This window comes from Ramlibacter sp. P4_H7 (genome assembly GCF_056400765.1).
Genome location: NZ_JBFUKP010000019.1, coordinates 56,302 through 70,091, shown reverse-complemented (window position 1 = coordinate 70,091; position 13,790 = coordinate 56,302). Strand labels below are relative to the sequence as shown.

General features: G+C 57.6%; 10 protein-coding genes. 4 read left to right on the top strand and 6 right to left on the bottom strand.

The genetic code is table 11. The features are described from left to right. Positions 1 to 80: 80 nt before the first annotated feature. Together AC1DSA_RS21175 and AC1DSA_RS21170 are read right to left on the bottom strand one after the other, a co-directional pair. Positions 81 to 230, bottom strand: coding sequence for a hypothetical protein (locus AC1DSA_RS21175; RefSeq protein WP_477892876.1), 150 nt, complete (start codon positions 228 to 230; stop codon positions 81 to 83). Positions 231 to 359: 129 nt separating this feature from the next. Further along, positions 360 to 1,343: a hypothetical protein gene (locus AC1DSA_RS21170; protein ID WP_477892875.1), complete on the bottom strand. Its 984-nt coding sequence runs from the start codon at positions 1,341 to 1,343 to the stop codon at positions 360 to 362. A gap of 112 nt (positions 1,344 to 1,455) precedes the next feature. Here AC1DSA_RS21170 and AC1DSA_RS21165 point away from each other — a divergent pair, with 112 nt between their 5' ends. The 4 genes from AC1DSA_RS21165 to AC1DSA_RS21150 all read left to right on the top strand — a co-directional run bounded on the left by AC1DSA_RS21165 (position 1,456) and on the right by AC1DSA_RS21150 (position 4,072). Beyond that, positions 1,456 to 2,418, top strand: a complete 963-nt coding sequence (locus AC1DSA_RS21165; RefSeq protein WP_477892874.1) for a hypothetical protein — start codon at positions 1,456 to 1,458, stop codon at positions 2,416 to 2,418. Continuing rightward, a complete protein-coding gene (locus AC1DSA_RS21160) occupies positions 2,415 to 2,969 on the top strand; it encodes a hypothetical protein (RefSeq protein WP_477892873.1) in 555 nt (184 codons plus the stop codon). The genes AC1DSA_RS21165 and AC1DSA_RS21160 overlap by 4 nt, the downstream gene beginning before the upstream one ends. A 271-nt stretch (positions 2,970 to 3,240) precedes the next feature. Continuing rightward, the gene (locus AC1DSA_RS21155; RefSeq protein ID WP_477892872.1) at positions 3,241 to 3,747 is read left to right on the top strand and encodes a hypothetical protein; all 507 of its coding nucleotides are present in this window, start codon (positions 3,241 to 3,243) and stop codon (positions 3,745 to 3,747) included. Positions 3,748 to 3,769: 22 nt separating this feature from the next. Then, entirely contained in the window at positions 3,770 to 4,072 is a 303-nt protein-coding gene (locus AC1DSA_RS21150; RefSeq protein ID WP_477892871.1) for a hypothetical protein, read from the top strand. A gap of 150 nt (positions 4,073 to 4,222) precedes the next feature. On the opposite strand, the gene AC1DSA_RS21145 is transcribed toward AC1DSA_RS21150, so the two are convergent. Genes AC1DSA_RS21145 through AC1DSA_RS21130 form a run of 4 tightly spaced genes read right to left on the bottom strand, consistent with a single transcriptional unit; the run spans position 4,223 to position 13,252 of the window. Then, the gene (locus AC1DSA_RS21145) at positions 4,223 to 7,312 is read right to left on the bottom strand and encodes a type III restriction-modification system endonuclease (RefSeq protein WP_477892870.1); all 3,090 of its coding nucleotides are present in this window, start codon (positions 7,310 to 7,312) and stop codon (positions 4,223 to 4,225) included. 10 nt (positions 7,313 to 7,322) lie between these two features. Beyond that, positions 7,323 to 9,245, bottom strand: coding sequence for a site-specific DNA-methyltransferase (locus tag AC1DSA_RS21140; protein WP_477892869.1), 1,923 nt, complete (start codon positions 9,243 to 9,245; stop codon positions 7,323 to 7,325). 27 nt (positions 9,246 to 9,272) lie between these two features. Next, positions 9,273 to 9,980 (bottom strand): DUF4391 domain-containing protein, encoded by a 708-nt coding sequence (locus AC1DSA_RS21135; RefSeq protein ID WP_477892868.1) that lies wholly within the window; start codon positions 9,978 to 9,980, stop codon positions 9,273 to 9,275. After that, positions 9,977 to 13,252 carry a helicase-related protein gene (locus AC1DSA_RS21130; protein ID WP_477892867.1) on the bottom strand — a complete coding sequence of 1,092 codons (3,276 nt, stop codon included), beginning with the start codon at positions 13,250 to 13,252 and terminating at the stop codon, positions 9,977 to 9,979. Before AC1DSA_RS21130 ends, AC1DSA_RS21135 begins: the two co-directional genes overlap by 4 nt. Between the last annotated feature and the right edge of the window lie 538 nt (positions 13,253 to 13,790).

The following is a 13,790-nucleotide window of genomic DNA, read 5'->3' as shown; positions in this document are numbered from 1 at the left end:
ATGCCGATCTAAGTAGGGCAGGACACTTGCTCCGATGGAGACTAAATGATCGAGGCAGTTTCGCGTGGCGATTACGCGGCCTAATGCGAAGCGCATTTGACCTCCACCTGCGAAATATCGAGTTCGTTCGATTGCGCAATTTGCGCTACTGCTTCTTCGTGCGTCGCGCCGACCGCGACCAGTGCCAGGTATTCAAGTACGTACGCGTCGGCAATTTGAGTGATGTGCATCCTGTTGCTCCGCATCTGCGATGCGGACGGAGGATGCATTCCGGCTACAGCCGCATCAACCTAAATGCAGATTGAGCGGTCGCCGAACCGGCGGCGAAAGATTTGAACAGAATGCCTAGTCGAATTACCCTACGCTGCCTCGTTCAAATGCGCGTGCTGTTCGTCCAGGAGACGTTGTTGCTCCTTCTTGGTCCAAGCGCGCAAAGTGCGAATTCGTTCCCCCAGCTCTTTGTAGTCAAACAGTGAATGGTCGATCTCGTCGTCGCACGGGAAATGGCCACGTGCTGCGTTTTCGGCACGCACTTCCGCGCGTTCGAGCGCCCGTCTCGTGGATTTGCTCATAGTCTCTCGGGCGCCAACTTCTCCTGGCTCACGGACCCGCCTGCGGCCGTTCGCATCAAGCTTGAACTTAGGCTGCTTATCCCGGGTGGTTTGATGGCCTATCCCGGCGAGCGCACCGAGACGCCACGGCTCGTTGTCCGGACCGCCAGCGTGGAACCACAACAGCTTGACTCCCTTAACGAGGTCGGGTTGCCGCACCACCACGGTGTCACCGATCGTCAGGATCGGCTTCACCTCGGGCTGGGCAGCTCCGTGGTGCTCGGCAAGGTACGCAACCTGCCTAGTCATCTCTGCCTTGCTCATGTTCAGCGGCAGTGCAACCAACAGGAACCCCGGATCGGTTTGGGCTGGCCGCGTCTTCTCCAAGTATCGGTCGACGGCAGCGTGGAGTGCGGCTGGGTCCTTGAGCTTCCCTGCTGGGACTTTGGCGAGTTGCTGCACTGCACTGGGGCTTGGTGTTCCGAACACGCGGATGCCGCGCTCCCTCCACCAGAACCGAAAGAGCACTCGGTCCACGTCTCCCAACGAGGAGTAGGTCCTCTCCACTTCCTCGAAGTGTTTGGGCTCTTTTACGCCCGCGGGCCACTTATGTAGCGCCTTCAGCTTTGCGAGTCTATAGCTCGGGCTGCAACGAAGGTACTCAAAAAACAGCATGCATTCGGCGAGCTTTGCGCTTGACTCGACGTGGTAGCCGTCGACCCGCAGGTCGGTTTGTCTGAGCCTCCAGGGCTCCATGACTCGATGTTTCGAAACCGGGACAGTTTGCGCCATGCGGCGAAATTCTAAGTGTTCCTAGAGTTCAAACCCACTCTCCATTTCAATAGCGCCCTGTTGATGCTTAGAGACTGCATTCGCAATCCGGCGCAACGAATGAAGGAACCCAATGATCACTGCTACCCTGGATAAATCCGCGGCAAAGAATGCGGCGAAAAAGAGCCCGAGAATTAGCATCGCGTCGCGGGAAGAAGCGGAGGCAATTGCCAAAGCTCTTCGACCGACGAACAATAAGCCCGTGAACTCGAAGGAAAAGGCGGCTGCTCAGATCCGCGAGCTGTATCCCAACGCGCACCCTGCCGGTGAGAGCGATGACTACGTTGCCGATATCGCGGCGTCGATTACGCCACGTCTCCATAGCCTCAGAAAGGAGCACGAGCAGTTCGAAGCGAGGGCATTCAAGACCTACCGCGCACGCCTGCATTCCCTGCTCACAAAGACTTATCAGCTCGCGCTCGACATCATCAACGAGCCTGAGAGGGCGGTCCGCGACGACATGCGACGACAACTGCGCGCGTTTCTGAACGAGCACAAGGTGGCGGTGAAGCGAGACGGCCCGCTGATGGACCAGTGCGTGTTGGCAGTGTTCGGCCACGGCAGCCGGTCGCGCAAACACGCTTATGTGAAAACCTGCCGCGCAGCGCTGACGGCGGGTCCGGGTGGTAGCCCGCTGTATCCCGGAGACCTCGCACCGTGGATCGACGCTTGTGGCGGTGTGGAAGAAATTCGGACGGGCAACAAGAACAAAGGTCTTAACCCTCGCCAGCGATCGGCCCTTGTTTCGGCCGATCTCGCGAAAGTTATCGGCTCCATTAAGGTCGACGCCAGCCACTTCGAATTTACGGGAGAAGACTTCGACTCCGAGTACGTGCTTATTGCCAGTTATAGCCCTTCACGCGAGTTGCAGGTCCGCGCGATAGTGAAGAACAGCGCCGCACTTACAGCGGCGAAGCTCGCGTACTTCGCAAAGCATCGCCATCGCCTGAGCCCCAAGACCCTCAACACCTCGCTGCCGCTCTCGCCGGTGCAGTCCAGCGAGCCTATCGCTGACGCGGGGGGAGAGCCCGTATGACCGGTGTGACGTTTGTTAAGCTTTTCGAGGTCGCAGCTGCTGATCCGCGACTTGTCAAGGTAAACGGCAAGACCATTCATAGAGAGCTGGAGTGGCCCTACCTACGTGACCAGGCAACGCGTGAGAGCAGGAAAGCGCGTGAGCGGCTTCGCGGATTCTTGTTTGCGCAGAACGGGAAATTTTCGTGGCTTGACGACGCGGACAGCGACGCAGTCATCAACGTCGGTCGAAGTCTTGCGGGAATCGCTGGCATAGGGGGATTCAACGACACGTACATCACATCGCGTCGGCACGGCGGGTTCGGCGTGTATTTCTTTCGTGAGGACGACGCGAAGACGTTTCTGCACCAAGGCATCCTCAACCCGGCCACCTACCAGCCGGGGAACCTACTCACTGCCTATGGCAATCCAGCGGGTCAGAAGCCATCGCAGAAGCTACCAGGGCCTGAAGATCGACTGATGTCCGACCCTTTCCCTGGTCGGTTCGCGAAAGACTTGTTCTGGTACGAGCCAACAGGAGGGGAGTTTCGCCGCACTTATCTAGGGTGGTGAACCTCGCATCTTTCGGGCGCGGGATGCTGCGCCAGAAGCAGCTTCAGCTTCATCTGCTCCGCGCCCCAGGGCGCGTGAGCTTGGCCGAGTACTCCGCGTCAGGTTGCATGCTGATCGTCAAGCCACGGTGCTGCCAGAGGTGTCTATGGGGCTGCACGGTGCATAGCGCGCCGTGCAGGCCATGGCGCCCCAAGTAAATATTGCGAGGAAACAGCTGCGAACGCAGACTGGAGTTCGGCCCAGTGTAGGCCGAATACAAGAGGAGATCAGCATGAAGCTGACGGATCAAGAGCTGCGCAAGCTGCGCGACGCATACAACGTACAGAGGAAGACGCAGGCCCGCCGAAAGCCGGATCGCAACGGCCATCGAATCCAGGTCACGATGACCTTTGAGGAGTGGCTGCAGGTCTGGATCGACAGCGGCAAGCTGCACTTGCGAGGCAACGGGCGCGGCAAGTTCTGCATGGCCCGAAATGACGACTTGGGCGACTACGCGGTCGGGAACGTCGAAATCAAAGCCTCCGAAGAGAACAGCCGCGAGGCCAAGCTAGGGCGGTCGCACTCAGTTTGCACGCGCGACAAGATGAGCGCCACGCGGTCCGGCGTCGCAAAGTCCAAGACCCACAAGGACAGCATCGCCGACGCGCACCTTGCATTGCCCGTTGTCCGCTGTCCGCACTGCTCCAAGTCAGGCAGGCAAGGGGGAGCAATGCGGCGGCATCACTTCGAGCGTTGTAAGTCGCTCACGGTCAGTACGCAGCCACGGCGAAACGGGTAGAGCATTCAAGAAAGGACGCAGAGTGAAGTTCACGGTGCAAGAAGACAAGGATCCAGCGGGCAGAACTTGGTACGAGTTCCAAACGTTCCCGGACGAGTTCGGGCCAGAGATCGACGCGCAACTTCGGTGGTGTGAGAACAACTGGGAGGGGGAACCAACCGACGACTGGGAGTTCTCCCTGCAAGAAGTGTTCGCCCGAGAATATGGCGTTGAACGCGGCGGGGGTGTGACGCCCATTGGGGGCCTGGAGCCAATCCACTGGATGTTCACCATCCGAACGCGCCGTGTGAAGGACGCGATGCTGTTCAAGCTTCAGTTCTGTTGAGAGCAGCGGGGAATTTCAGCATCAGCGTCGGCCCAAATGGTTGGGGGGAAGGCGGGGCGAGAAGCCGGTGCATGGACCGATGCCAGGTGGGCTAGTAGTTCCCGCGCACCTCTCTATCCGGGGCCGCCGTAGGCTTTTAGTGGAAGAGGGCTACTTCACCACTTCCATCAGCTTCGCGAAGCTGTCCACGACGTCGTACTTGACGTTCTCGGGGGCGAAACGCTGATTGAGTTCATCGAAGAACTTGCGCGCGCATCTGATCTTCGTCTTCTCGATCTCGCGGAGTTCCATGGTGGACATGGAGCCTTTGGTCTCGGCCACAAAGTAGACATGCTTGACCGTGCCGTCTTTGAATGAGATGGCCCAGTCGGGGTTGTAGTCACCTACCGGCGTGGGAATCAGGAAGCCGTGCGGTAGCTTCGCATAGACCACGACATCGCTGCTGGTGTCCAACTCCTTGACGAACTGGCGTTCAATGTTGGAGTCGGTCAGCACATAGTCGTAGATGTGTCGTTGTAGTTTGTCGCCGGCTTTGCTGAAGTCTTGTTTTGTCAGACCCGCCGTGAAGATGTCGAGGTCGAACTTGTCTTCCACGGGGTTATAGGCCAAGTGCTCGATGATGACCGTAGCCTTCTGCTCATTGATCAAGCGGGTGGTCTCAGCGATGAAGCTCTCGGGGTTGGTCTTGAACTGCGCGAAGACCGCAACGTTCATGCCTTTCAAGATTTCAGCAATCGTGCGTCGAGTGAGCTGCGTGCCTTCTGCGAGCTTGCCGATCAGGTCGTACTTGACCGCCGAATGCACCGATTGGCGGTTCACCTCGGTTTCGGTAGCCTTGAGCTTGAAGGCTTCGCCCGACTTGATGCCCTCGTAGGTCACGGCCTGGGCCTGCTCCCCATGCTGGATCGTGTACTGCAACGGGGTGACGCGAAGGCCCGCCTCTTTGTCGTTCAGCACGGCCACGGCCTTCTGAACAAGCTCGGCCTCTTCAAAGGTCACGCTGTAGGCCGCCTTGCGGTTGATACGGTTCCAGAGGGCTTTGAACTCTTGCTTGTCGAAGTTGGCGTTGAGCGGGTTCTTCTTGGGGCGGCGGTCGTCACCGATCTCAGGCAACTGGCTGGCGCTGAACACGCTATCGATTAGCTGGTAGACCTGGGCGGCATAGGGTTTCAGTTCCGGTGGCAGCTCGGCCAAAGTCTCGTTCTTCTTCGCGTCGTGATACGCACCCGTAATACGGTCCGCATCGTCGGTGTAGTCGTTCTTAAGCAGGTACTTGTAGATTTGCTTCGCCAACTGCGGCGTGACTTCCACATCCCCGGTGGTCGTCTTCATCACCTTGCCAGTGAAGAACGCTTCGTCGGCCACCTTCGGGCGGGCAGACAGCGATTCGCTGATGTCCTTCTGCAAGGCAGCGACGAAGTCCTTGTAGCTTTCGCTCGCCACCACGGTGAGGACGTTCACGTCGTGGACGATGGCCGGATGGTCCGTGCGATCGCCGTGCTGGTTGACGGACAAGCGTAGGCCCCGGCCGACTTCTTGGCGACGAGAGATCGTGTTGTCGCTGTGCTTAAGCGCGCAGATCACGAACACGTTAGGGTTGTCCCAGCCTTCCCGCAGGGCCGAGTGCGAGAAGATGAAGCGGACGGACTTCTTCGCGTGCATCTCTGAACTGTCGCTGGGTGACGGATAAGAGAGCAGCGTTTCCTTGTCCTTCAGGATGAGGTCATAGGCATCTACGTCGTCAGAGAGTCCCGCGTTCTCTCCCCGTGCGGCCACAGTAGGGTCGGCCAGCTTTTTGGTCTTCTTGTCGATCGAGAAGTAGCCACTGTGCGCCTTCTCGGCAGGGATGTCCTTGAGGTACTTGATGTAGGGCGTCTCGTCGAGGCCCAGCACTTCGTCCAGGTGCAGGTTGTATTCCTCTTCGAATATGCGGGCGTACTCACCCTTCTCGTCGGTCTGAGAGTAGTCTCGGTACTTGGCCACCTCGTCGATGAAGTATAGCGTCAGCACCTTAACGCCTTGCTGGAACAGGGCCTGCTCCTTGTCGAAGTGGGCCTTGATCGCCTCGCGAATCTGAATGCGGCGCAGTGCAGCTTCGGTCACATCACCGGTGGCATCGCCCACGGTTAACTGCAGGCCGTTCGTGAAGCTTAAGGTATCGGTGTTGGCGTTGATGTCTGCCACCACGAAGCCGTCTCGGTACTGGTCCAACTGGTTCGACAGGTCATAGAGGTTGTCGCCCTTGGACAGCTTCTTAACCACTCGCTTGATGTTGCCGCCCGCCAGCTTCTGCTCGAACTCGACGCGCCCTTCGGGGGGCTTCTTGCTGGAAATCTCGACGGACTGCAGGTACAGGTAGCCGGCGGTGCCCGCAAGGCCCTTCACCGCGATGCCGCGCACGGCGATCTTCTTCACCAGCTTCTGGTTATAGGCGTCCAGCGCGTCCAAGCGGTGTATCTTGTTGTGCGTTGTCTTGTGCGTGGCCGAATAGCGCAGCACCATCAAGGCCTTGAACTCCTCCAAGGATGTCAAAGTCTGCGCGCCTTCCATCTTCTGCGGCTCGTCCAGGATTAGGATGGGCCGATTTGCGCTTATGACATCGATCGGGCGCCGAGACTGGAAGTCGTCCAGCACCTCGTATATCCGGCGGTTGTCGGCACCACGGGCAGCAAAGGCCTGCACGTTGATGACCATGACGTTGATGCCCGCATCGGACGAGAAGCTCTCTAAGTGGTGCAGCTGCTTGGAGTTGTAGATGAAGAAGCGCGCCTTCCTCTGGTAGGTCTCCAAGAAGTGCTCGGCGGTGATCTCCAGCGACTTGGCCACGCCCTCGCGAATCGCGATGCTGGGGACCACGATGATGAACTTGCTCCAGCCATAGTGGCGGTTCAGTTCGAAGATCGTCTTGATGTAGCAGTAGGTCTTGCCAGTGCCCGTTTCCATCTCCACATCAAGGTTGACGCGGGCGACCTTAGTCTTGACCAGCGAGTCGGACATGGGCAGATTTTGGATGCGTTGCACCTGCTGGATGTTGTCCAGCAACTGCAGGTCCGTCAGCGCCAAGTCCGCGTTCTTGAAGCCGGACTCGGAAAACAGATCGTCTACGCCCTTCTTGCTTTGGCCAGGGTCGATGCGATAGCTAATGGCCTCCGCTGACGCAGGTGGTTGCCCCTTGAAGCAGGCAACAACGGCTTGTACCGCTGCAGCCTGGTAGGCCTGGGCCTTGAACTTGAGTTTCATCGCAGCCCGTTCAGATGCATTTCACCTCGGTGGCGGGCGACAGCAGTTTAAAGATTTGCTCTACGTTGATCTTGACCGAGCTGTCCTTAAAGCCCGCGTCGCGGAACACGGCGCGCAGCGGATGCACCTTGGCCAGCTCCTTCACGAAATCTTCATCGACACCGCCGTGGCTATCGAAGCAGGCTGCCAGCGCGTTTCCATCAACAAAAAAGACTTCCTTACCTTGAATCTTTTGGCTGGTGACGGGCATGCCGAGATCTACTCCCCAGTCGAGCATCACCTGAAAAAGAAGATCTTCCCCTGACCTATCCGGCTTGATATTGTCAACCAAGAGATGAATTTGGCCTTTTTCGAGGGTGTCGGGGGCGTAGTGGACATTGGTTAAGTTGGAGCTATCTGCCTGCAGCACTCGAAAACCAACGTCTCTAAGCCACTCGTCGTTCGTCCCGTTGTTGAGAATCTTCTTTCCTGCGCGGCGGATTCTCTCTTTGCCGATGTCGGAAATGTACTTGTAGCCCGCCTTGAATCCTTCGGAGTCTTCGCTGCACGCCTCAGGAAGCTGAACCATAATGAAGCGGCGATTTCCCCCATCTTCGGCGTTCAGTTCCAGCGTGGCATGTGCAGCAGTGCAAGAGCCGGCAAAGAAGTCAAGGACGATCGCATCTGAATCGGAGTGAAGCGCAAGAAACCACTTGATGAGCTGCGTAGGTTTGGGTGTGTCAAACACCTTGAAGCCAAATAACTCCTTGAGTTCTCTGGTTGCATCAGCGTTGGTGCCAAATTTGTCAAGCCAAGTGCTCCAGCCGACCGATTTCTTTGAATCCCGGATTTTCTCGTAAGGGACCCAACGCTCCGTCTTGCCATTTCCCTTGCATCCCGGGTCGAAGGGCCGCATTTCCCAATGGAAGTAATCGGCATCCTTTTGCGCGATAGCAATGGCGCTGTTGTCCTTGCCCCAGCGCCAATGACCTTCTTTTCCATCATTCCGATAGGGGAAGACATGCTCGCCGCTGGGGCAAAGTAGGCCGTAAAATTGATTTGGCCGATCCTCTCGCAGTGATGTTCCACCCCATTTCATCAGCTCTCTCCCCTTCCGATACGCACCGGACTTGTCCCGAAGACTTAGTTCCCCGGTAGACCGTTCGTCCTGGGAAACGCATTCGGCGGTTGACTTGAAATAGAGGAGAAGATATTCGTGGCCGGTTCTTAGGCCCGTCTTTTCCTTTCCACCGCTTGCCTCCGAAAGCCAAGGCGCGCAAGCGAGCCGATTTCCTGAGCCAAAAATTTCGTCGATCAGCTTTCCAAGTTGAAATACCTCTTGATCGCTGATCGAAACCGCGAGGATGCCATCGTCTGCCAGCAGGTTGTACATGACCTTTAGCCTCGGATAGAGCATCGATAGCCAGTCCGAGTGAAAGCGACCATTCGTTTCGGGGTTCGCTACTAGCTTGTTGTTCGCATCGTCCTGTTGGTTGGATCGCTTGAGGAATTCCTCGACCGATTCTGAAAAGTTGTCCGTGTAAATAAAGTCCTTGCCTGTATTGTAGGGCGGGTCTATGTATACGAGCTTGATCTTTCCAAGATACGTCTCTTGCAGCAGTTTCAGGACGTCAAGGTTATCTCCCTCAATGAACAGGTTTTTGGTGCGGTCGAAGTCGACGCTTTGCTCGCGGATAGGCCGCAAAGTCTTCGCGACTGGCGCATTCGCTTTGAGTAGGGCCTCGCGCTTGCCCGGCCAGTTCAAGTGATAACGCTCCTGAGGGCCTTCCACGATTGAGTCGGCAAGTTCCTGGCGGAGCTGATCGAAGTCAATTAGCAATTTCAACCGTCCATTAGGCGCCTTGCTCTCAGTCACGCAGCTAGGAAACAGCATGCGAATACGCGCAATGTTGTCCTGCGTGAGATCGGGGGAGTGCATTTTCAGTCTTTCCATTTTTGCTTTTCCGTTGGCTGCGCCTGCTCACCGCTGCAGCTCAATAAGGTCAGTTCTAAGTTGGCGCAAGGCCGCATTGATTTGTACCTTGCGGTTGAATTGCTTCTCTTTGGCTAGCCGCGCCTCGATCCTTTCGACATCCCGCTGCTTGGCCGCGATCTGCTCGATTCGGCTGACCAAGTCCGGTAAAGTCTCCTGCGGCCTGGGAGGCACTGGCATTAGCCGATGAAGCAACTGCTCATACAGCCCTGCCAAATCCACTGCTACGGGCATCGGTGTACGCTGGGTCGCGGGAACCAGCCAGTCTGTTGAAAAGTAAGTAGAAAGGATCATGCTCGGGTTCGCCACTAACGTCGGCCCCGGGCGCTTGTAAGCGGCCACCACTCGCGTGCGGGCTCCCGCGTCCCTGCCTTGGGTAAGCTCAAAGATGATTGGGAACTGCACCGCGCCATCAATGCAGCGCAGCACATCTTCGTGGAGCTCAGGGGACTTGAGCTGGACGCTGAAGATCTGAATCTCTGATACGCCGGGCTGGGCAGGCAGGTTGGTGGTTCCCGGAGCGAGCTTGTACTGCCAGACGACCTGCTCGACCTGCTCGACAAACAAATCCTTGAGTCGGGTATTGGCGCCGCTGCGCTCGTAGATCTTGTTCTTGGGCAGAGTGCGCCCGAAGGCTGCCTGTTTGGGATAGGCGATAAGGGCGGCGTGCTGTTGTGTGGTCACCCCTTCGCTCATTCGGCTTCCTGAATGACGAGGAAGGTGATGAGTTCGAAATCGTCCAAGCCGGAGATGGTGTTGGTCAGGGCCGTGGTCTTGCCGCCGGTGAATAGGCTGTCCAGGTCCTTCTCTTCGTTCACTGCGATCATGGAGCGAATGGCCTTGCCCAGGAGATCGGAATACACCTGCATTTGGCGGCCCTCGGCCGTCTCTTCATTGAAGAGCCCGGTCGCGCAGGGGATGGGCTTGTCTTGGCCCTTGCAGCAAGTGCGTGCCAGGTCCAAGAGGCGTTTCACCTCGGTGTGGTCGTGCACTACGCGGCCTGCGCGGTCGACGTAGACGACGTAGTAAGGGTGCAGCCGGTTGTACTGGTTGACGTTCACTCCCGCATTGAGGTTGCGCAGCGTGAAAATGACGCCAGGATGCAAGCCCATGGCCGGCTTAGCAGACACCACTGCGTGCATTCCGTTAGGGAGGTTGCTCAGTTCGCCGTGTTCCTTGACGTAATTGAGCAAGTCCATGCGAAAGTCGTTGAGGCCTAAGTCGGTGATGGAGACCCCGGTCTTCAAGTCTTCCAGTTCGATAACCTCTTCTTGAAGTCGGCGCAGTTGCTCCTTCCGGTACAACACGTCATTGGCCTGGGCGGACAGCACGTTGTCGTCGCCCGTGGCCGCCACGTCCGCGATCATCATTCGGCTTTCCACCCGGTCCTTGAGGTTGATGTACTCGTCAAGGGTGATGTCGGGCCAGTAGTTAACCAACTGGATGCTGCTGTTAGGCGAGCCGATGCGATCCACCCGGCCAAATCGCTGGATGATGCGCACCGGGTTCCAGTGGATGTCATAGTTGATGAGGTAGTCGCAGTCCTGAAGGTTCTGGCCTTCGGAAATGCAATCCGTGCCGATCAGCAGGTCCACCTCAGCGGGCTCGCCGGGCAGCACCACAGCCTTTTCCTTGGAACGTGGGGAAAACAGCGTCAGCAGTTCCTGGAAGTCGTAGCCCCTCTTCAGTGTGGACTTCGGCGCGCCCTTACCGGTTACCTTGGCGGTGTGCAGCTGGTGGGTCTCTTGAAGCAACGGAGCGAGGTTGGCGTAGAGGTAATCGGCGGTGTCTGCGAACGCGGTGAAGATCAAAACCTTCTTGTTGCCGGGGTTGATCGGATTGGCGATCTTCTCCAGCAGGAGCGCTTTGAGGTGTTGAAGCTTGGCGTCATCCTCGGGAGTGATTTTGGTCATCGACGCCAGCAATGCGTCAATGAGTTCGACGTCCGCCTTCAGGTCGTGTTCCCACGAGGGAACGTCCATGTCGGCGAGGCTGATCTTGACCCTGCCGCCAATCTCTCCGGAGTCGTGATCGAGGATTGGCAGCTCGTCTTCTTCAGCGTCCAGGTTTTCTAGCGCCTCAGTCAGGTCACCCACACTGACCGATACGCCTGATTGGTTGAAGGCCGCGATCTTCGCCAAGGTGCCTTGGTGATTGCGGCGCAAGGCGTTCAAAGTCAGCCGGAACGATTCGACCGAGCTTTCCAGTCGCTTGAGCAGGTTCACCGTCATCAGGGCCTGCAAGCTCTTTTCGCGGTCAGCCTGCTTCAGCGTGCCTTTGCCCCCGACCTTGGTGTCGTAGGCCTCTTCGTACTTCTTAAGCCGGCTGGGCAGGATGTAGCTCACTGGCGCGTACACGGCGAGCTTCAGCAAGGACAGTTGGGCAAAGATGTCGTTGAAGCCCATCACGTCCTTGCGCTCAGTCAGCGGGCTGTGATACGACAAGGGCATGCGGCGCTCGGGGAATTGGCCGATGTCCTTAGTGTCGTAAAAGGTCTGGATGTGCTTACGCGAGCGCGCGATGGTCACGCTGTCCAACAGCTCGAAGAAGTCGAAGTCCAGCGAGTCGAGGATGGCGCGTGCGGTGCGCTCTTCCGGGGGCAGCTTGGCCCAGGTGTTGAATGCGGTCTGCGCGCCGCGGAAGATTTCTTCGACGCTCTTGCCGGTCTTCAGCTTCTTGCTGAGTATTTCTGAGTCACCTTCGTAGGCCAGCGCCAGCTGATTGCGCAGGTCGGAAAAGCGGTTGTTGACCGGGGTGGCTGAGAGCATCAGCACCTTGGTCTTCACGCCTTCCTTGATGACCTTGTTCATCAGCTTTTGGTAGCGGGTCTCCTTGTCCTTGAAGGCGTCGTTGTTGCGGAAGTTGTGGGACTCGTCGATGACCACGAGGTCATAGTTGCCCCAGTTGATCTGGTTCAGCGGCGTGCCAAAGGATTCGCCGCCGGTGCGGCTGAGGTCGGTGTGGCAAAGGACATCGTAATTGAAGCGGTCCTTCGCGAAGATGTTGGTCTTGAGGTTGCGGTTGTAGTTGAGCCAGTTGTCGGCCAGTTTTTTGGGGCACAGCACCAGGACGGACTTGTTCCGCAGCTCGTAGTACTTGATCACGGCCAGCGCGGTGAATGTCTTGCCCAGACCCACGCTGTCGGCCAGGATGCAGCCGCTGTAGGTTTCCAGTTTGTTGATGATCCCCGTAGCTGCATCCTTCTGGTAGTTGAACAGCTTCTTCCAGATCAGCGTCTCTTGGTAGCCGGTGCGGTCATTGGGGAGAACGTCCTCGTCGATCTGGTCCAGGAACTCGTTGAAGATGTTGTAGAGCATCAGGAAGTAGATGCTCTCCGGCGAGTTCTCCTGGTAGACCGTGGCGATGTGTTCGCAAATCTGTGCCGTCACGTCTTCCAGTTTCTCGTCATCGTTCCAGATTTGGTCGAACAGGCTCAGGTACGTCGCGGCGAAGGGAGCTTCGCTCATTTTGTTGACGAAGTTCGAAACCGCGTTGCCTTGCTGATAACCGAGGTCTACGGCAGTGAAGCCATGTAGTGGCATGTAGACGGTGTCAACGCCATCGGTCTGCACGCACGCAAACTGCTGCATCGGAGCCTTGGTTCGGTTGCTCTTGAACCGAACCTTGCGGCGCATCCACTCGGCGCACTCCTTCGCGATGGCGCGCTGCGTTAGCTTGTTGCGCAGCTGGATCTCGAACTCGCTGCCATACAGGCTTCGCTCTCGGTCCAACCTGGGGATGTGGAACTCCTTGCGCTCTTTGCGAATCTTGTCCGTCGCTTCGTCCGGAACGAAAGCCGGGGAGGTGAAGATGAAGTCGAGCGCTTCGATGGATTCGAGTTCCGACTTGAGGGCCTCGAATGCGTACATCGAAAAGCAGGACGCAGCGATACGCACCTTCGCCCTGCCTCTGAGTGACTGCTTCAAGTCATCTCCAAGGAGGCGGGTGACGTTGTCGATCAATTCCACGGAACTTCCTCTCAGAATATGCAGCCCTTGCGAAAAGGGCATTGATGCTGAGAGCGAGCAGGCGAGTAGACGCCGCTACAACGCTCGTGATTTGAACGTTGCTGCGCGGTGCTCTTGGTCGGTGCTAGGGCCAGCCGCGCAAGAGCCGCTTCGGGTCGTCAGCCCGAGCTACCCTTGGTCCCTTCGATCTTCGATCCCAGTAACTACGCCTCTACTGTACGGTACGAGGTACAGCTCAATATTTTGGAGGGTCGGAGAGCTGTGCGTGGCGTTCGACTCCGGCAATGATGTCGTTTAACACGACACAAGCGCGGAGTTGGAGTAATACTTTAGCATTGGTTGCGCTAGCGCGATCCGGACACCGCGACAATGCTGGGCCGCGTTACTGGGCCAACGCAGGGTCAAGACCCATTCAGTACGTCGTTCGACCCACGCTGCTGCACACCATTTGCACGCTGCGCTGAACGCTGGCCAAAGCCGCTCGCTCCGACGCTTCCACTGACTTGTGACTTAGGAGATGTACTGCAGTGCGGCGGCG